A 17793-nucleotide genomic window follows, 5' to 3' on the forward strand; every position below is an offset into this window, starting at 1 on the left:
GATCAGCCGCCTGCCCGAATGTATCCTCGCCACCCGCGCCGACGTGACCCAGGATCGAGGCGGGGACGCTGCCCGCATCGATGTCGGCGCGGGTGGCGAGGATACATTCGGGCAGGCGGCTGATCGGCACGCACACGTCGGTCGTCCAGCCGACCGCGCCGGGGCGGACGTTGACGGCGGCGTAATAGGCCTCGTGCCGCGCCTTCCAGAGCTTTGCGCGTTCCTCGGGCTGGTTCGACCAGGCGAAGGCGCCGCCGCCATTTGCTTCAGCCAGCGCAGCGACGGTTTCGACCTGCTCGGCGACGCCGACGGGGGAGCCGTGAAATTCAAAGAACAGCGTCGTCACCTCGGGCAGCCCCAGTTTCGACCAGCGGTTGACCGCGGCCATCTGGCGATCGTCGAGGATCTCGACGCGCGCCAGCGGCACGCCGCACTGGATCGACTGGACAACGGTGTCGACCGCACCCTGAAGGCTGTCGAACCCGCAGACCGCGGACATGATCTGTTCGGGGATGGGATGCAGCCGCAGGCTCACCTCGGTGATGATGCCGAGCGTCCCCTCCGACCCGACGAACAGGCGGGTGAGGTCGTATCCGGCGGCCGATTTGCGCGCGCGGGTGGCGGTGCGGATGACGTTGCCATCGGCGGTGACGACGGTGAGCGAGAGCACCGCCTCGCGCATCGTGCCGTAGCGGACGGCGTTGGTGCCGCTGGCGCGGGTCGCGGCCATGCCGCCGATCGTCGCATTGGCGCCCGGGTCGATCGGGAAGAACAACCCGGTATCGCGGAGATGCGCGTTCAGTTCCTCACGCCGGCACCCCGCCTGGACGGTGCAGTCGAAATCCTCGGCATTGACCGCCAGGATCGCGTCCATCCGCGCCAGGTTGATGCTGACCCCGCCATTGACCGGCAGCGCATTGCCCTCAATCGAGGTGCCGGCGCCGAACGGCACGATCGCCACGCCGGCTGCGACGCACAGGCGGACGCAATCGGCGACCTCCTCGGTAGAGGCGGCGAAGACGACCGCGTCGGGCAATGCCTCGGCAAAATGCGCCTCGCTGGTGCCGTGCTGGCGGCGAATGCCTTCGCTGAGCGCCAGCGCATCGCCGAAACGCTGGCGCAGGCGCGCGACAAAGCCTTCCTCCAGCGGCGGCCGGGGGCTGCGTGGTTCGTGGATCATGTCAGAACCTCACCGTGCCGCGAAGGCCGACACGGCGACGCGGCGTCTGGATCGCAAGCCCCGAGACGAGCGGCGCGGGCAGCCCGGCGCGGCGCAGCAGCGAGGGATCGAGATAGGTTTCGGTATATTTCTCATCGAACAGGTTGGTCGCGAAGACCCCGACCTCGAGCGGCCCGGCAGCCCAGGTGAGCGATGCGTTGACGAGGTGATACGCCTCCAGGATCGGCACGGATGCCGCATCGAGCGAGCCGCCGGTGCGATCGCCCTTGGCGACGAGGTTGGCGTCGAACACGATCGCCTGATCGCCGTTGAAGGGCAGGCGAAGGTTCGTGCCGATCGCGTAATTGGCGTCCGGCACGAACAGGATGCGGTTGCCGGGATAGGCATAGCCGGTGAGCGCGCTGAACTGGCTGGAGTCGGTGACGCGTGCGTGGAGCAGCGTGGCGTTGGCGTAGACGCGCCACAGCTTGTTGACGTTGAAGCTCAGTTCCGCCTCGGCACCATAGCTCTCGACATCGCCGGAGTTGAGGTTGATCGCGACGAAGCCGACCGGCTGGCCGGTGGCGGGATTGCGGATGGTGGACGGGGCGAGCGCGTTGGCGCCGATGAAGTTCTTGTAGTCGTTGTAGAAGGCCGCGACATTGGCGGTCAGGCGGCCATCGAACGCGCTGGCTTTCGATCCGACCTCATAGGTCCAGACGCTGTCGCCCTGATAGGTGAGGTTGGGCGCGCCCGGCCCGTTCTGGCCACCGCCGCGCACGCCGCGCGCGACCGAGGCATAGGTCATGAACTCGGGGCTCCAGCGCTTGGTCAGGGTCGCGCGGGGTTGCCATTCATTGGCCTTGTAGGCGGCGGCAAGGCCGGCGGTGGAGGCGTCGAGCTTCTGGTGGTCGTAGCGGATGCCGACCGCCAGATCGAGGCCGTCGCCGAAGTTGAGGAAGCCGGTGGCGAAGCCAGCGATGTTCTCGTTTTCCGAGGTGGCGGTGCCGGGCACGGTCAGGCCGGCCGGAACGATCGTCGTGGTGGTCGTCGCGTCAGTGGTCGAGCGGGCATAGAAGCCACCGACCAGCGTGGAGAAATTGTCGCTCCACTTGGTGTCGAAGCGGATTTCGCCGGTGCGCGTCTTCAGCGTTCGGTCGGAGGTGGAGCGGAAGAAATCGATCGGGCTGTAGTCGGCGTCGCCGGCGCTGCGCGTGTCGGACTGGTTATAGGCGCCGATCGCGGTGATCGTGGTGTTGATGCTGTCGACGTCGAACTCGCCCTTCAGGTTGACCGCATAATAATCGATCATCGCCAGGCTGCGCTGGTTGGTGCGGCCGTCAAGCGTATAGTCGCGCGGACCGCGGACGTTGAAATAGGGCGTCGAGCCGCCGAACACGCGGTCATAGCCGCCGTTCAGGGTGAAGCGGGCCCAACTGGCGGGCACGAAACGCAGCGTGCCGTTGACGCTCTTGGTTTCGAGCGGGTTCTGGTCGCCGCCGGCCAGCAGGTTGCGCTGGAAGCCGTCTTCCTTGTGGTAGGCGGCGCCGATCCGGAACTGGAGCAGATCCTCGACGATCGGACCCGAGATGCTCCCCGAGACCGATGCGTAATTGTCTCCGGTGGCGAGCGAACCGTCGATACGGCCCTGCCATTCATTGGAGGGCTGGCGGGTGACGACGTTGATCGCGCCGCCGAGCGTGTTGTTGCCGAACAGCGTGCCCTGCGGCCCCCGCAGCACCTCGACCCGCGCGACATCGACCAGCGGCGAATTGAGATAGGTGGTGTTGGGCTGGTAGATGCCGTCGATGAAGATGCCGACGCCCGGCTGCACCGTGTCGATCAGCGTGGTGCCGATGCCGCGGATCGACACGAACGCGCGGCCGACCGAGTCTGAGTTGATGTTGAGGCCGGGGGAATAGGCCGCGACGTCGCGGACGACGACCAGTTGCTGCTGCTTGATCGCATCGCCCGAGATCGCGGTGACGGCGATCGGCACGTCCTGCAACCGCTCCTCTCGCCGCCGTGCGGTGACCACGATATCGGAGGCGGTCGGATTGGTCTCAGTCTCCGTATCGGCCTGCGGATCGGCGGGCGTACCCTGGTTCGAGGTCTGCGCGCCCTGGGTCGGCAGAGCCTGGGCAGCAGCAAGGGCGGGTGAGATCAGGACGAGCGCGGTGGACAGCGCGTACAGCGGACGACGCATGCAGTACCTCTCCGATGATGGCGGATCGTTGCGTCCACCTGTCAGATAGGTATGCGCTACTCGCGACCTATCGGAAAGGTCGCCAGACTGTGCCGATCGGCTTTCCGGCTTGACCTACCAGCACGAATAGCCGCCATCGGCCAGCACGATACTTCCCGTCATGAGGCTCGCCGCGTCGGAGACGAGAAAGGCGACGATCGCGGCGACCTCCTCCGGATCGCCGAGCCGGGCCTGCGGGGTGCCGTCAATCCAGCGGCGGTACATCTCGCCCTGCTGGTCGGCAAAGGCATTGAGCGGGGTGGCGATATAGGTCGGTGCGACCGCGTTGACCCGGACGCCGCGATCGGCCCATTCGGCGGCCAGGCTTTTGGTCAACTGGTGCACCGCCGCCTTGGATGCGTTGTAATAGCTTTGCGGTTGCGGGCGGTTGACGATGAAGCCGGACATGGAGCCGATATTGACGATGCTCCCCCGCCCACGCGCCAGCATGTGCCGCCCGAAGGCGCGCGCACACCAGAAACTGCCGTTGAGATTGACGTCGAGAACGTTCAGCCACTGTTCGTCTGCGACATCTTCCGCCGCGGTTTCGCTGCGCGCGATACCGGCATTGTTCACCAGAATGTCGGTACCGCCGAGACGGTCGGCAACGGCGTGGACGGCGGCGCTGTCGGTCACGTCAAGCAGGACGCCCTCCACCTCATGCCCCTTGGCACGAAGGGCGGCGAGGCCCGCTTCGAGCAGCGCGGCATCCCGGTCGGCGATCGTCACCACGGCACCGAATTCGGCCAGCGCGTCGGCACAGGCCCAGCCGATCCCCTGCGCGCCGCCGGTAACGAAGGCAGTGCGGCCGTCGAGCCGCTGTCGATCGGCATAGCGGGTCATGGCAGGAACCGCGCGGCGGGCATGACGGGCTCATGGACCGCCGCGCCCGCTTCGAGGCGATAGACTTGCCGGGTTTCGCGATTGAACGGTGCCCAGGGAAGCGAACCATCGCGTGCGAAGTCGATCCAGAGGCGGTGGATGCGGGTGGCAAGCTCCTGCGGAGGATGTTCGCCGAGAATACCTTCCGGACCGGATGCGACGGCAAGCGTGTCGAAGACGAATGGATTTTCGATCGCGTGCGCGGCGCCAAGTTCACCGCCGAACGCGCCCGAACGCCATTCCAGCTCGTAGACGTGCGTGCGCCCGCGATGCTCCTCGGCGAAGCGACGTGCGGGGGTGCGGAAGACGAGGTCGCTCAACGCGTCGGCGAGCGCCTGGCCACCGCGCTTCCGCCCGGCGCCATACGCCTTCAGGACGGCCCAGGCATCGGGCTGGGACTTGCGCAGCACCAGCCAGGCGAGCAGGCGACCGATCTTGTCGCGCACGCCGGTGGGGACGAGGTAAAGGTTCATCTCCTCCGCATTGGTGCCGATCAGCACGTCGATGTCCTTGCCCGCTCCTGCCTTCAGCGCGTCGAGCGGCTGCACGGGCAGTACATCGTCGCCATGGACGGGTACGAAGCGGCTGATCCCGAACACCGGCTCACGACCGTCCGGTCCCCGCAGGTCGATCCTGGCGGTCGGCAGCGACACGGCCTCGACCGCATCGAGCATCGTTTCGGTGGGCACGCTGGCAAACCCTTCGCGCGTGGCGGGAATCGACAGCAGCTTGGCAAGCTTGTCCACCAGACGCCGCGCGACAGGAATGTCGCGGGTCATCGCACCGTGCCCGCTCTGGATGATCGCGCGGCGGAACAGCCCGGTGGCAAGCGGAGAGACGACGAGGTTCGCGATCGCCATCGCGCCCGCTGATTCCCCGAATATCGTGACATTGGCCGGATCACCGCCGAACGCCGCAATCTCCTTCTGCACCCATTGCAGCGCGGCGATCATGTCGCGCAGGCCGAGATTGGTCGGTACGCCGGGGATGGGGAGGAAACCGTCCACGCCCAGGCGGTAGTTGATTGATACGCAGACGATACCGTCTCGCGCGAAGGTCGCGCCGTCCTGAACAGCGGCGTCCTTGCTGCCGATGACGAAGCCGCCGCCATGGATGAACACCATCACGGGCAGGTCTCGCGCGGCGTCCGGGGTCCAGACATCCAGCGTCAGGTAATCGTCGCCGGGTGTCCAGCCGGTGCCGACAAGCGGTTCGATCGCCAGGCCCGGCACCGCGCGCAGTCGCTGTGGCGCGGTCGCGCCCGGCACATGGGCTTCGCGAACGTCCTGCCACGCCACTGGGGCTTGTGGCTCGGCGAAACGGCGATCACCAATCGGTGACGCGGCGTACGGGACGCCGACGAAATGGCGTACGGCGGCGAGCTGTCGCCCACGTACGTCGCCCGTCGAGGTGTGTACCACGGGGGCTGGAGGCAAAACGTTCATGGACGTTGCTTTAATCCGCCGCAGGCTGGACATTGATATGTCAGGATGTGCTGATCGGCACCATTGTAATGCTTTCCAGCTCATGTGGATTTGTCGTCCGCGGTTGCCCCGTCACTCCCGAAACAACGTCGGGGTTTGTGGAAGGACGAAGCCTGCGATCGGTTATATCGAGGTCGCCCCCGCACGCGCATGTCGATCGATCGCAGGACGCGGCATATAGCCTGCCGCCCGTCTCGGATGGCGCGCAGCCGACCACAGAAAACTGAGAATGTCAGAGGCCGCGCGACATGCGGCGCCAGCGGACGTGTCGCCCAGGGAATTTTCTGGAAGCTTGCGCTGGCTCTGCAGGTAAGTTGCCTGAGGGTCGTGCGCACGCCTGATCGCAGCTCTTCAGACCGCTCGATGACCTCGCCGAGATGCCAGAATCCGAGATGCGGATCATTAAGCCATGGCGTTCCGCGCGCATTGATAAACACGCACGGCCTGGGTGTTGCCAGGAATTCGTAGACCTGGCTGCTCACGTCGCCGACGCAAACATCCGCTGCATTTGACCTGATGTTTGCGAGACAGGATTCCTCCCGTGTTTTTCCAGCCCGCTAAGTCGTTGATTCCAAGTCAACGATCAACTCACCTGTCAGCGAATTGCACAGCGAGGGGGACAAAAAGGCGCACAAAATGGCAAGCGGTCGATGATCGGGCGCGGCATCAGCGGCCCCTCGAACGCGGCCCCGACGCGGCCAGCGGTATTACGCGTCGGGGCCGGTGTGCCGCTACTTGCCGCCAGCGCCCATCCGTTCGCCGCACCGCGCCACCCAATCGCGGATCGCGGGATCGGCGGGCATCATGTCGGCGAACCAGAAGAAGGGCGAACTGCACAGCATGTCGGCGGCTGAGAAGCGCTCGCCGAGCAGCCACGGCCCGCGCCGCAGCGGCTCGGCCAGCCGCTCGATCATCGTGTCGAAGTCGCGCAGGCCTGCGGTGATCGCCGGATGGCTGACGTCCGCCCATTTCAGGATCAGCAGCGGTTCGATGACGCCCTGATAGTAGAACAGCCACGAAAGGTACGCGCCGCGATCCGCCTCGCCTGGCAGCGGCCCGAGGCCGGCGTCGGGATAGGCATCGGTCAGGTAGAGCATGATCGCGCCGCGTTCGCGCACCGCGTCGTCGCCGTCGGTGAGGTAGGGCACCTTGCCTTCCGGATGCGGATTGGCAGGATCGCGACTGCCGGACCCGTCCTGTCGCGCGATGGTGACCTCGCGCATTGCGATATCGGCGGAGAGCATCCGCACGAGCGCGACGACCGTGTCGGACCGGGAGTTGGGCGAATAATAAAGGGTGCGCATCGGGTTGTTCCTTGCGTTGGATGACGCTGTCCACCTACCAAGGGGCTCCTGACACTTTCGGGCAGCAGAGATGGCACGATCGGATCGCCTGATGCGGTTGCTCGACGCACTGCGGAGGCTTCCCAAGCCGGTGACGGCGACCCGCCTCGCGGCGGAGACGGAGGTGTCGACGCGGCAGCTCTACCGCGACATCGCAACGCTGCGCGCCGGCGGCGTGCTGATCGATGGAACAGCGGGTTACGGCTACACGCTGACCGAGGACCCGGCGCTCCCGCCGCAGAGCTTCTCGCGCCTAGAGATCGAGGCGCTGATGCTCGGGGTCGCGAGCCTCGGCGACTTCGGCGACGACGCGCTGGCGACGGCGGGGCGCAACGCGCTCGCGCGGATCGTCGCCACCTTGCCCGACCGGCAGGCGCGGCAGGCCGCGCATGCGACGATGCGATCGTGGCGCCCGCCGGAGCCGCGCGCCGCCATCACGATCGACCTGGATCTGCTACGCGAAGCCTGCTGGGACGAGTTCAGCGTCCGCATCGTCTATCGGGATGCCAAGGGGCGCCGGACCGAGCGCGAGATCCTGCCGCTCGGTATGTCGTACAGCCCGCGGACGCTGATGCTGGTCGGCTGGTGCCTGCTCCGCGAAGCGCATCGGACGTTCGAGGTGCCCCGGATCGAAGCGCTGGAACGTGGCAAGCGCAGTTTCCGACCGCGCCGGGTGCAACTTCTCCGGGACTATGTCGTGCTGCGAACGGCGGAGTGGAAGCGGCAGGAGGAACAGGCGCGCCTGCGATCGTAACGCCGGTGTGCGGCGCGCGCGCTGCCCGTGCTATGCTGTGCGCATGACCGTGATCGACCAGAATGCGCTGGCACCCATCCTCAACCTGCTGGCCCTTGCCGGTCTGACGGTGTTCGCGGTGTCGGGCGCCCTGGCGGCGGCGCGGCAGCGGCTCGACATCGTGGCGGCCGGGTTCTTCGCGGTGGTGACCGCGACCGGCGGCGGCACGTTGCGCGATATCATGATCGGCGCACCGGTGTTCTGGTTGCGGGATTGGGTGCCGGTCACACTCTGCGTCGTGACGGCGGTCGCGGTGTGGCTGGTCCCGCTCCGCCGGTGGCCGGTGCGGGCGCTGGACTGGTTCGACGCGGCCGGACTGGCGGCATTCGCGGTCTATGGCACGGCCAAGGCGGTGGGCGCTGGCGTGTCGCCGCTGCCCGCGGTCGCGATGGGTGTGGTTACGGCCTGCCTGGGTGGCGTGATCCGCGACATGGTGGCGGGGGTGCCGTCGATCATGCTGCGCAACGAGCTCTACGTCACCGCCGCGCTGGCTGGCGGATTGGCGTTCATCGGCTTGCTTGCGGCCGGGGTGACGGAGGGGGCAGCCTCGGCGATCGCTGCCGCCGCCGGCTTCGCGCTGCGTGCGGCAGGGATACGGTGGAAGCTGGCACTCCCGCGCCATCCGGGCTGAACGTGATGCCGTCAGGACGCCTCACGCATGAAATCGCAGTGCCTCGACGAGCAGCCGCATCGCCGGTGAGAGTTGGCGCCGGCTGGGATAATAGAGGTGATAGCCCGGAAACGGTGGGCACCAGTCCTCCAGCACGCGAACCAGCCGCCCGCTGTCGAGGTCGTCGCGGACGTAATCTTCAAGCAGGTAGGCAATGCCGACGCCGTCGCGGGCCGCCTGAAGCGCGAGTGCGATGTCGTTGACGATGACCTGACCCGTCACGCGGACGTTGAGCGCACGACCGTCGCGCTCGAACTCCCAGGCGTAGAGGCCGCCATGGGTCGGAAAGCGCAGGTTGATGCAATTGTGACGCGCGAGGTCGTGCGGGGTCGCGGGCGTTCCTCCCGCGGCGAGATAGGCGGGTGTGGCGACCGCCGCCATGCGGATGTCGGGGCCGATCCGCACCGCGATCATGTCCTGCCCCACCGTTTCGCCTAGCCGCACGCCGGCGTCGAAGCGTTCGGCGACGATATCGACGAAGCCGGTATCGATCGCCAGCTCAACCACGATGTCCGGATAGGCGGGCAGCAGTTGCGCGAGCGCCGGCCACAGGATCGATTGCGCCGCGTCGATCCCGGTCGTGATCCGGATCGTGCCGGCAGGCTTGTCGCGCAGCGCGCCGAGCAGCGCCAGCTCCGCCTCGATCCCGTCGAGGTGCGGGGTGATCGCGCTCAGCAGCCTTTCGCCCGCCTCGGTCGCGGCGACGCTGCGCGTGGTGCGGGTGAGCAGGCGCACGCCGACCCGCTCCTCCAGCGCGCGGATCGCATGGCTGAGCGCCGATGGCGACACGCCGAGTTGCGCCGCCGCGCGGGTGAAGCTGCGCAACTCGGCGATCAGGCGGAGGGCGATGAGGTCGTTGATCGGCTGGCGCGGCATTGTTGAACCGTTCTCACAACCACATGCGGATAGCACGCGCTAATCGTGTGGGCGTCCCGCCCCTATCTCCTGGTCAAGGATCACGAACGAGAGGTTCCGCCATGAACGACGTGCTGTTCGACGACGTGTGGCAGCGGCCCGGCCTGTCCCCGCGCGACCGCAGCCTCGTCACCGTCGCCAGCCTCGTGTCGCTCTATCGCTTCAACGAGTTGCCCTTCCACCTCGGCAAGGCGCTGGAGAACGGCGTTACCCGCGACGAACTGGGGAGGCGGTGACGCACCTCGCCTTTTATTCCGGCTGGCCGACCGCTGCCACCGCGATCGGCATCCTGCGACAGGTGTTCGCCGACGCCGACGCTTCCAGCGATCAATAAGGAGATACGATCATGCAAACCCGCGAACTGGGCCGTAGCGGCCTCCATGTCTCCGCCATAGGCCTCGGCTGCATGGGGATGAGCTTCGGCTATGCCAGCACGCTGTCGAAGGATGAGGGCGTCGCCCTGATCCATGCCGCCATCGAGCGCGGCGTGACCTTCTTCGACACGGCCGAGGTCTACGGCCCCTTCGTCAACGAGGATCTGGTGGGCGAGGCGCTGCGCGGCGTCCGCGATCGGGTCGTGATCGCTACCAAGTTCGGCTTCGACATTGATCCCGACACGGGCGAGAACCGCGGCGGGCTGACCAGCCGCCCCGATCGCATCCGCCGGGCGGTGGAGGGGTCGCTGAAGCGGCTCGGCGTCGAGGCGATCGACCTGCTCTATCAGCATCGCGTCGATCCCGAGGTGCCGATCGAGGACGTCGCCGGCACCGTCCGCGACCTGATCGCAGAGGGCAAGGTGAAGCACTTCGGCCTGTCCGAGCCCGGCGTCCAGACGCTCCGCCGCGCCCATGCGGTGCAGCCGGTGGCGGCGATCCAGAACGAATATTCGCTGTGGTGGCGCTCGCCGGAGAGCAACGGCATCCTGACGGCGTGCGACGAACTCGGCATCGGCTTCGTACCCTACAGCCCGCTCGGCAAGGGTTTCCTGACCGGCGCGCTGTCGACGGGAGCGGCGCTGCCGCAGGGTGACTTCCGCGCGACGACGCCGCGCTTCGCTCCGCATGCGATGGCGAAGAACCAGGCGTTCGTCGACCTGCTGACCCGCGTCGCGAGCGAGAAGGACGCAACACCCGCGCAGGTAGCGCTGGCCTGGCTGCTGGCGCAGCGGCCCTATGTGGTGCCGATCCCGGGCACGACGAAGCTGCACCGGCTGGAGGAGAATATCGGCGCCACCGCGGTCGAGCTGACCGCCGACGATCTCACCGCGATCCACGAGGGCGCAGCCGGGCTGGAAGCAGCAGGCGACCGCTATGCCCCGCAGCAGATGGCGATGGTCGGCCGCGAGGCACCGCTCGCCGCCGAAGCCAAAGCGTGATGAGGGCGGACATGGGCAGACCCGATCGCTTCACCGACAAGGTCGCACTCGTCACCGGTGCCGCCAGCGGTATCGGCCGCGCGACCGCCATCGCCTTCGCGGCGGAGGGCGCGCGCGTCGCTATCCTCGATCGCAGCGAGGCGACGCTGCGCGAAAGTGCTAAGGCCGTTGGCGGTGATGTGCTGCCGATCGCCTGTGACGTCGGAATGCCGGAACAGGTCGAGGCGGCGGTCGCGCGCGTGGTGGCGACCTTCGGCCGGCTCGACATCGCGTTCAACAATGCCGGCGTCGAGAACGCGGCCGCGCCGGTGCACGAAATCGACCTTGCCGAGTGGGACCGCATCCTCAACATCAATCTGCGCGGCACCTTCGTGTGCATGAAGCACGAGCTGGCGGAAATGGTGCGGCAGGGCGGCGGCGCGATCGTCAACACTTCTTCCGGTGCGGGCATCCGCGGCGTCGCCGGCGGCGCGGCCTATGCGGCGTCCAAGCACGCGATCATCGGCCTGACCCGCTCCGCCGCGCTCGATTATGCGAAGCAGAACATCCGGGTGAACGCGGTGCTGCCCGGCAATATCGAGACGCCGATGATGGACCGCTTCACCGGCGGCGATATCCTGAAGGCGATCGACCTCGAGCCGGTGGGTCGGCTCGGCAAGCCGGAGGAGATTGCCGAGGCGGTGCTGTGGATGGCATCGGACCTCGGCGGCTTCGTCACCGGCGCAGCGACGGTGATCGACGGCGGCTGGTCGTTGTAGAAGGGGGCGTACATGGCGCGGGTCTTCATCATCGGCGGCATGGACGGCCTCGGGATGGCGGCGGCCATCGGTGCTGGCAGACGGGCATGAGGCGGTCCGGCACGCCCGCTCCGCACGATGCGCTGCCGAATTGGTCGCATCTGGCACCAAGCGGCGCTAAGTCGTAGCAATCACCGGCAACCTGCTTGCCATGCTCCTAGAAGGATGCCGACATCTTCTTCGTCTTCCTGATACCGGCGATCTACGTCGCCTCGCGCACGCTGTGGCCGCTGGCGCTGCCGATCTGGGGCAAGGTCGTCGTGGTGATGCTCCTGCTCGTCGTGTCGCAATATCACCTCTGGAGCAGGCTATCCTCGGGGTCGGTCTTCGCCCCTGAGTTCCCGCGCCCGGTCGTGATCCTCTTCAACTGGGCGTTCGGCACATTGGTGCTGCTCTGGTGCCTTCAGATCGTGCTCGATCTTGGGCTGCTGACGATGGCGATCGTCCGGTGGCAACACGTCGGGCTGCCGGATGCAGCGCGATATGGCGCGATGGGTCTGGCGGCGGTGGCGGGCGCGGTCGCACTCTCCAACGCGGTGCGGGTTCCGCCGATCAAGGATGTTGAGGTGGAGATCGCCGGTCTCCCGCCGCAATTCGAGGGGTATCGGGTTCTTCAACTGACCGATCTACACATCAGCAAGTTGTTCCCGGCCCCGTGGGCAAGCGCCGTCGTGGCGCGCGCCAATGCGGCGGACAGCGACGTGATCGTCGTCACGGGCGATTTCATTGATGGCTCGGTCGCGATGCGCCGCAAGGATGTGGAGCCGCTGCGCGCGCTCAAGGCGCCTGATGGCGTCTGGGCGATCCCAGGCAACCACGAGTATTTCTTCGACTACGGCGCCTGGATGCGGCACCTTACCTCGCTCGGTGTCCGGATGCTGCCCAATGCCCATGCCGTCATCCGGCGGGACGGCGCGGAACTGGTCGTCGCCGGCGTGACCGATCTCTCCGCCCCGAGCGTCGGCGAGGCAGGCCCGGACATGGGGCTGGCGCTGCGCGGCGCACCGGCCGGGGCGCCGATCGTCCTTCTCGATCATCAGCCTCGGCGGGCTCGCGACGCTGCAACGAAGGGCGTGGCGCTGCAATTGTCCGGCCACACCCATGGCGGCATGATTATGGGCCTGGATCGGCTCGTCGCCCGCGCAAACGCCGGTTTCGTTGCGGGTCGCTATGAGGTCGGCGGCATGACCCTGTATGTCAGCAATGGCACGGGGCTGTGGCCGGGCTTCGCACTCCGCCTCGGTGTGCCATCGGAGATGACCCGCTTCACCTTGCGGGCGAAGACGTGACCGGTCGATGCTGCCACCAAGATTGACCGTAGCGTCCGACCGCCACCATCATCACCCCATGACCATTTCGCTGGCCGATGCGCGACGCATCGCCCTCAAAGCCCAAGGCTTCGGCCAGCCACAGCCTCCCCGGGTCACGGCGGCGCACCTTCGCAAGGTTGCCGATCGCACCGGTCTGTTCCAGATCGACAGCGTCAACGTCCTCGCTCGCGCCCATTACTTGCCGGCGTTCTCGCGGCTCGGCGGCTATGATCGGTCGCTCCTCGAACGGGCCGCCTGGGGGCCGAAGCGGCAGCGCCGGTTCTTCGAATATTGGGCGCACGAAGCGTCGTTGCTGCCGCTTGAACTCCATCCGCTCCTGCGTTGGCGGATGACGCGCGCCGAGCGGGGCGAGATCGGTTATCGCGCGCTCCGCCGCTTCGCCATCGAGCGTCGCGGCGAGGCGGACGCCGTCATCGCCCGCCTCGCCGCCGAGGGACCGCTGACCGCCGCCGATTTCGAGAACGGGTCGAGCCGCAGCGGCTGGTGGGAATGGAGCGACGTCAAGCACGCGCTTGAATGGCTGTTCTGGTCGGGCCGGATCACGACCGCGACGCGGCGGGGCAGCTTCGCGCGGGTGTACGACCTGCCCGAGCGGGTGCTGCCACCCGCCGTCCTCGCCATGCCGACGCCGACCGCGGTCGAGGCACAGCGTGCGCTGATCGAACGCAGTGCGCGGGCGCTCGGCGTCGGGACCGCGGCCGACCTGCGTGATTATTACCGGCTGAAGCCCGACGAGGCCGACCATGCCATCGCCGATCTGGCGGAAGAGGGCGTGCTGGTCCCCGTACGTGTCGAAGGCTGGAGCCAGAAGGCGTGGCGGCATTGTGACGCTTCGCCGCCCCGGCGGGTGCGCGGGGCGGCCTTGCTGGCGCCGTTCGATCCGCTGATCTGGGAACGCGGCCGCACCGAGCGGCTGTTCGGCTTCCGCTACCGCATCGAGATCTACGTGCCGCAGGACCGGCGTACGCACGGCTATTACGTGCTGCCCTTCCTGTTGGACGAGGCGCTCGTCGCGCGGGTCGACCTCAAGGCGGACCGGCAAGCGGGCGTGCTGCTGGCGCATCGCATCACGCTTGAGCCGGGGGCGCCCGACGAGACGCTGCTGCGCCTGAACGTCGAACTGGAGCGGATGGCGACGTGGCTCGGCCTGTCGGGTGTTCGCGTCGGGGCGATCGTCCGATCCACTTGATCCGTCATTCAGGCGTCGGCGAAAAGGAGTCAAGTTCGTTGAAGCCGTCGAAGGTGAGGATCGCGACCTGCATCAGCCGTGTACCGAACCGCTGAACAGGGTTCGCGTCGCGCCGGCCACCCATACCTGTCCGGCGTCGTCCAGCGAGACGTGGATGCGCCCGGTGTGGCCCAGCCGGGTGCCTTGCGCGGCGACGTAGCTGCCGCTCGCGCGGCCGCTGGCGAACAGCCACTGGCCGACCGACGCGTTGAGGCTGCCGGTGACGGGGTCCTCGATCAGCCCGCCATGCGCGTCGCTGAAGATCGCGCGAAGCTCGAACGCGACCTCGCCGCCGGGGGCGTGCGGGCCGACGATGCCGATGTCGATGTGTTCGTGATGATGCCGCGCCGGATCGACCGCCAGCACCGCTTCGGCCGACTCCAGCAGGACTGCGATCCAACCCGGGCCGTTGTCGGCCCAAGCGGCGTCGACGATCGCCGTCCGGTCGATGCGCAGCAACGCCGCGACCTGAGCGATTTCCGCCTCGGTCGGCGCACCGCCACGGAGCAACGGCGGCGCTGCGAAGGCGAGCCGGTCGTCGTCGCGCCGGATCGTCACCAGCCCGACGCCGCATTCCTGCACGATCACGCCGTCCTGCTTGGGCTGCCCGCCGGCTTCCCGCCATGCATGCGCGCTGCCCAGCGTGGGGTGACCGGCAAAGGGCAGTTCATGAGCCATGGTGAAGATCCGGACGCGATAGTCCGCGGCCGGGTCGGTCGGTGGTAACAGGAAGGTCGTCTCCGAGAAGTTCAGCCAGCCCGCCATCGCTTGCATTTCCTGCGACGACAGACCCTCGGCGTCGGCGATGACCGCCAGTGGATTGCCGGTCAGCGGATCGGTGCCGAACACGTCGACGAGGCGGAAGGGGCGGGTCACGGTCTCGGTTCTCCTGCAAGTGGTGACGCGTGCTACCCTGTGGCGGCTGGTGCGAACAGGCACGGACCGATACGATCGTGCCGAACTGTATTGGTGGAAACGCCAGCGGCAGGGCGGCACACAGCTTGGTGAACGCGCGGACATGCGATTGCTGGAGATCTTCGATCATGATGCCGATGCCGCAGGCATAATCGAATAGTCAGATCGCGGTCCGCACCTGCTTCACCGTATTGGTGTCCCAGTCGCCGGCCTTCTGTTGCTCGGCGATCACGTCCTCGCTGGCGTCGATCAGAGCCTTCTTCGGCAGGATTGGTAGCGGCGGCGTTTCGTCTTTCACGACCGTGGCAAGCGGGACCGGCGTGACGACCTCTGAAGCGGCGGCGGAACCGGATCGTTCGAAAGCGAAGGGGGTGTCGCCGCCGGGTGCCTCGTCGATCCACGCCTTGCTTCCTCGCGCCAAGAAAGCCGCGCTGTCGCTCCGCGACCCACGGCGGCCTTGGCCTTGCAGACCAAGCGTTGGACGCGCTCGACATTGTCCGCCGTGACGGGGAAGCCGAAGGCCACAACCTGTTTACCGGAGAGGACGCCGCCGTGTTGCAGGTCGAAGACGATGTTCGCGATAGCCTTGGCCTGCGCGGGGCTCCAGCCGTTCGTAACGAGGCGCTGATGCTCGTCGAGCGTCCAGCGCGCCGCGATACCGCGGCGCGCGAGGAACTCTCATGCTTCGGCATGAAGCGAGTTCGCGGTGGCGTGGTCGCCGGGGTTCGCTAGGCTGCCGGCCTTATCCTGCTCGATCCGCTGGAACGCAGGGCGTCGCTGAACACCTGCTTCATCTGCTCGCGGCTCATGTCGGTGAAATGACCATAGGCCATGCGCAAACTTTCGACTGCGACACTCAGTCGGGCAGAGATAGCGCGGGCACGGGAATAATTCCCCGTCCGTAACGAAATGGAGAGCGGCAGCGGCCAGCCCGCCACCACGATCTCGCGCCGCCAATGATAGCTGCCGCCGCGCAGTTTCAGGTTCGGCAATCCCACGTCGTGGCCCCGATGGGTACAGCCGTCCCTGATCGCCGCGTTGGCGACGTGAAATCAATGACTTGGCGTGAGTTGGTCGGGGAGACAGGATTCGAACCTGCGACATCCTGCTCCCAAAGCAGGCGCGCTACCAGACTGCGCCACTCCCCGACGCGGTGGAGAGGCGCCTAGGCTGACCGCGGCGCCAGTGCAAGCCCTGTGGGTCAGATAAGTACGCGACGGACGTTAAATCGCTCGCGTCTGACACAGATATCGGCAATTCCGATTTGCCGCTGCGACGCAGCATCACCATGTGCAGTGCACCAATTCAGAAAGGGAAAAGCCATGTCTCTCATCGGCACCAGCATCAAGCCGTTCAACGCCCAGGCGTATCGTGAGGGCAAGTTCCTCACCGTCACCGACGCGGACGTGAAGGGCAAGTGGGCCGTGTTCTTCTTCTACCCGGCGGACTTCACCTTCGTGTGCCCGACCGAACTGGAAGACCTGGCCGATAATTACGAGACGTTCCAGAAGATGGGCGTGGAAATCTACTCGGTTTCGACTGATACGCATTTTAGCCACAAGGCCTGGCACGACACTTCGCCCGCGATCGGCAAGATCAACTTCACCATGATCGGTGATCCGTCGGGCGTCGTGACCAATAACTTCGAAGTCATGCGTGCCGGCCAGGGTCTGGCGGACCGCGGCACCTTCGTCGTGGATCCCGAGGGTGTCATCCAGCTTGTCGAGATCACGTCGGAAGGCGTCGGCCGCAATGCGATGGAACTGCTCCGCAAGGTGAAGGCTGCGCAGTACATTGCCGCGCATCCGGGCGAAGTCTGCCCGGCGAAGTGGGAAGAGGGCGAAGAGACGCTCGCTCCCTCGCTCGACCTCGTCGGCAAGATCTGAGCCGACATGTACGGGGCCGGCCCTGCCGCCGGCCCCGTGCCACTATCCAGTATTTCCGGGACCCTGCACATGCTCGACGCGAACCTGAAGACCCAGCTGAAGACCTATCTTGCGAACATCGTCCAGCCGATCGAGCTGGTGGCATCGTTGGACGGCTCGGCCAAGTCGCGTGAGCTGGAGACGTTGCTGAACGAGATTGCAGCGCTGTCCGATGCGGTGTCCTACGTTCGCACCGACGACGATGCGCGTCGCCCGTCCTTCCTGATCCGGCGTGTGGGAACCAATGTTTCAGTGCGCTTTGCCGGCATTCCGATGGGGCACGAATTTACCTCGCTGGTGCTGGCGCTTCTTCAGGTCGGCGGTCATCCATCGAAGCTGGCGCAAGAGGTGATTCAGCAGGTGCAGGCGCTGGATGGCGACTATGCCTTTGAATCCTATTTTTCGCTCTCATGCCAGAATTGCCCCGATGTGGTGCAGGCACTGAACCTGATGAGCGTACTCAACCCGCGCATTCGCCACGTCGCGGTCGAGGGTGGCGTGTTCCAGGACGAGGTGGCGGCTCGCCAGATCATGTCGGTACCGGCAATCTTCCTGAATGGCGAGCCATTCGGTCAGGGGCGCATGAATGTCGAGCAGATCCTGGCTAAGCTGGACGTGGGGAGCAGTGCGCGGGCGGCGGAGAAGATCAGCGCCAAGGAGCCGTTTGACGTACTGGTCGTCGGCGGCGGTCCAGCAGGCGCTTCGGCAGCGATCTATGCTGCGCGCAAGGG

Annotated in this window: 20 protein-coding genes and 1 tRNA gene; 11 read left to right on the forward strand and 10 right to left on the reverse strand. The window is 66.7% G+C overall.

The genetic code is table 11. The features are described 5' to 3' along the window. From Q0U08_RS08945 to Q0U08_RS08965, 5 genes are all read right to left on the reverse strand, one after another. Positions 1-1180 (reverse strand): FAD-binding protein (locus Q0U08_RS08945; RefSeq protein ID WP_298091053.1); only part of this gene is annotated, 1180 nt, incomplete at its 3' end. A gap of 1 nt (position 1181) precedes the next feature. Next, entirely contained in the window at positions 1182-3365 is a 2184-nt protein-coding gene (locus tag Q0U08_RS08950) for a TonB-dependent receptor (RefSeq protein ID WP_298091054.1), read from the reverse strand. 114 nt (positions 3366-3479) lie between these two features. Further along, positions 3480-4247: an SDR family oxidoreductase gene (locus Q0U08_RS08955; protein ID WP_298091055.1), complete on the reverse strand. Its 768-nt coding sequence runs from the start codon at positions 4245-4247 to the stop codon at positions 3480-3482. After that, positions 4244-5731, reverse strand: a complete 1488-nt coding sequence (locus Q0U08_RS08960) for a carboxylesterase family protein (RefSeq protein ID WP_298091056.1) — start codon at positions 5729-5731, stop codon at positions 4244-4246. The genes Q0U08_RS08955 and Q0U08_RS08960 overlap by 4 nt, the downstream gene beginning before the upstream one ends. Positions 5732-6501: 770 nt before the next feature. After that, positions 6502-7074: a glutathione S-transferase family protein gene (locus Q0U08_RS08965; protein WP_298091057.1), complete on the reverse strand. Its 573-nt coding sequence runs from the start codon at positions 7072-7074 to the stop codon at positions 6502-6504. A gap of 70 nt (positions 7075-7144) precedes the next feature. On the opposite strand from Q0U08_RS08965, the gene Q0U08_RS08970 reads away from it, so the two are divergent. Further along, positions 7145-7867: a YafY family protein gene (locus tag Q0U08_RS08970; RefSeq protein WP_298091058.1), complete on the forward strand. Its 723-nt coding sequence runs from the start codon at positions 7145-7147 to the stop codon at positions 7865-7867. Positions 7868-7910: 43 nt separating this feature from the next. After that, a complete protein-coding gene (locus Q0U08_RS08975; RefSeq protein ID WP_298091060.1) occupies positions 7911-8537 on the forward strand; it encodes a trimeric intracellular cation channel family protein in 627 nt (208 codons plus the stop codon). A 21-nt stretch (positions 8538-8558) separates the two neighbouring features. Here the strand turns inward: Q0U08_RS08975 and Q0U08_RS08980 are convergent, their stop codons facing one another. Further along, positions 8559-9452, reverse strand: coding sequence for a LysR family transcriptional regulator (locus Q0U08_RS08980; protein ID WP_298091062.1), 894 nt, complete (start codon positions 9450-9452; stop codon positions 8559-8561). Between the two features lie 101 nt (positions 9453-9553). Here Q0U08_RS08980 and Q0U08_RS08985 point away from each other — a divergent pair, with 101 nt between their 5' ends. From Q0U08_RS08985 to Q0U08_RS09005, 5 genes are all read left to right on the forward strand, one after another. Next, the gene (locus tag Q0U08_RS08985; RefSeq protein WP_298091064.1) at positions 9554-9727 is read left to right on the forward strand and encodes a carboxymuconolactone decarboxylase family protein; all 174 of its coding nucleotides are present in this window, start codon (positions 9554-9556) and stop codon (positions 9725-9727) included. A gap of 110 nt (positions 9728-9837) precedes the next feature. After that, the gene (locus Q0U08_RS08990; protein ID WP_298091066.1) at positions 9838-10866 is read left to right on the forward strand and encodes an aldo/keto reductase; all 1029 of its coding nucleotides are present in this window, start codon (positions 9838-9840) and stop codon (positions 10864-10866) included. An 11-nt stretch (positions 10867-10877) separates the two neighbouring features. Continuing rightward, entirely contained in the window at positions 10878-11624 is a 747-nt protein-coding gene (locus Q0U08_RS08995; RefSeq protein ID WP_298091067.1) for a glucose 1-dehydrogenase, read from the forward strand. Positions 11625-11929: 305 nt separating this feature from the next. Next, positions 11930-12952 carry a metallophosphoesterase gene (locus tag Q0U08_RS09000; RefSeq protein ID WP_298091083.1) on the forward strand — a complete coding sequence of 341 codons (1023 nt, stop codon included), beginning with the start codon at positions 11930-11932 and terminating at the stop codon, positions 12950-12952. 58 nt (positions 12953-13010) lie between these two features. Further along, complete coding sequence (locus tag Q0U08_RS09005; RefSeq protein ID WP_298091068.1) at positions 13011-14183, forward strand: crosslink repair DNA glycosylase YcaQ family protein; 1173 nt, start codon at positions 13011-13013, stop codon at positions 14181-14183. A 72-nt stretch (positions 14184-14255) separates the two neighbouring features. Here Q0U08_RS09005 and Q0U08_RS09010 read toward each other — a convergent pair whose 3' ends face one another. After that, positions 14256-15098: a PhzF family phenazine biosynthesis protein gene (locus Q0U08_RS09010; protein WP_298091070.1), complete on the reverse strand. Its 843-nt coding sequence runs from the start codon at positions 15096-15098 to the stop codon at positions 14256-14258. 22 nt (positions 15099-15120) lie between these two features. On the opposite strand from Q0U08_RS09010, the gene Q0U08_RS09015 reads away from it, so the two are divergent. Further along, positions 15121-15297, forward strand: a complete 177-nt coding sequence (locus Q0U08_RS09015) for a hypothetical protein (protein ID WP_298091072.1) — start codon at positions 15121-15123, stop codon at positions 15295-15297. Here the strand turns inward: Q0U08_RS09015 and Q0U08_RS09020 are convergent, their stop codons facing one another. Next, on the reverse strand, positions 15298-15558 hold the full coding sequence (locus tag Q0U08_RS09020) for a hypothetical protein (RefSeq protein WP_298091074.1): 261 nt from the start codon (positions 15556-15558) through the stop codon (positions 15298-15300). A gap of 56 nt (positions 15559-15614) precedes the next feature. Here Q0U08_RS09020 and Q0U08_RS09025 point away from each other — a divergent pair, with 56 nt between their 5' ends. Then, positions 15615-15869, forward strand: a complete 255-nt coding sequence (locus tag Q0U08_RS09025) for a hypothetical protein (RefSeq protein ID WP_298091076.1) — start codon at positions 15615-15617, stop codon at positions 15867-15869. Here Q0U08_RS09025 and Q0U08_RS09030 read toward each other — a convergent pair. Then, positions 15866-16135 carry a hypothetical protein gene (locus tag Q0U08_RS09030; protein ID WP_298091078.1) on the reverse strand — a complete coding sequence of 90 codons (270 nt, stop codon included), beginning with the start codon at positions 16133-16135 and terminating at the stop codon, positions 15866-15868. The two genes, Q0U08_RS09025 and Q0U08_RS09030, sit on opposite strands and share 4 nt — an antisense overlap. Before the next feature lie 73 nt (positions 16136-16208). Next, a tRNA-Pro gene (locus Q0U08_RS09035) sits at positions 16209-16285 on the reverse strand. Positions 16286-16459: 174 nt separating this feature from the next. Here Q0U08_RS09035 and ahpC point away from each other — a divergent pair. Further along, positions 16460-17023, forward strand: a complete 564-nt coding sequence (ahpC, locus tag Q0U08_RS09040; protein WP_298091080.1) for an alkyl hydroperoxide reductase subunit C — start codon at positions 16460-16462, stop codon at positions 17021-17023. Positions 17024-17092: 69 nt separating this feature from the next. Then, a partial coding sequence (locus Q0U08_RS09045) for a thioredoxin family protein (protein ID WP_298091082.1) occupies positions 17093-17793 on the forward strand: 701 nt, incomplete at its 3' end.

The organism is uncultured Sphingomonas sp. (assembly GCF_946477935.1).
GTDB lineage: Bacteria > Pseudomonadota > Alphaproteobacteria > Sphingomonadales > Sphingomonadaceae > Sphingomonas.

What these genes read in the sequence shown, in the direction of transcription:
- Q0U08_RS08975 (WP_298091060.1), top strand. Translation starts at nt 7,911, where the DNA reads ATGACCGTGATCGACCAGAATGCGCTGGCACCCATCCTCAACCTGCTG.
- Q0U08_RS08955 (WP_298091055.1), bottom strand. Translation starts at nt 4,247, where the DNA reads ATGACCCGCTATGCCGATCGACAGCGGCTCGACGGCCGCACTGCCTTC.
- Q0U08_RS08950 (WP_298091054.1), bottom strand. Translation starts at nt 3,365, where the DNA reads ATGCGTCGTCCGCTGTACGCGCTGTCCACCGCGCTCGTCCTGATCTCA.
- Q0U08_RS08970 (WP_298091058.1), top strand. Translation starts at nt 7,145, where the DNA reads ATGGCACGATCGGATCGCCTGATGCGGTTGCTCGACGCACTGCGGAGG.
- Q0U08_RS08995 (WP_298091067.1), top strand. Translation starts at nt 10,878, where the DNA reads ATGGGCAGACCCGATCGCTTCACCGACAAGGTCGCACTCGTCACCGGT.
- ahpC (WP_298091080.1), top strand. Translation starts at nt 16,460, where the DNA reads ATGTCTCTCATCGGCACCAGCATCAAGCCGTTCAACGCCCAGGCGTAT.
- Q0U08_RS09000 (WP_298091083.1), top strand. Translation starts at nt 11,930, where the DNA reads ATGCTCCTGCTCGTCGTGTCGCAATATCACCTCTGGAGCAGGCTATCC.
- Q0U08_RS09005 (WP_298091068.1), top strand. Translation starts at nt 13,011, where the DNA reads ATGACCATTTCGCTGGCCGATGCGCGACGCATCGCCCTCAAAGCCCAA.
- Q0U08_RS08980 (WP_298091062.1), bottom strand. Translation starts at nt 9,452, where the DNA reads ATGCCGCGCCAGCCGATCAACGACCTCATCGCCCTCCGCCTGATCGCC.
- Q0U08_RS08965 (WP_298091057.1), bottom strand. Translation starts at nt 7,074, where the DNA reads ATGCGCACCCTTTATTATTCGCCCAACTCCCGGTCCGACACGGTCGTC.
- Q0U08_RS08990 (WP_298091066.1), top strand. Translation starts at nt 9,838, where the DNA reads ATGCAAACCCGCGAACTGGGCCGTAGCGGCCTCCATGTCTCCGCCATA.
- Q0U08_RS08960 (WP_298091056.1), bottom strand. Translation starts at nt 5,731, where the DNA reads ATGAACGTTTTGCCTCCAGCCCCCGTGGTACACACCTCGACGGGCGAC.
- Q0U08_RS08985 (WP_298091064.1), top strand. Translation starts at nt 9,554, where the DNA reads ATGAACGACGTGCTGTTCGACGACGTGTGGCAGCGGCCCGGCCTGTCC.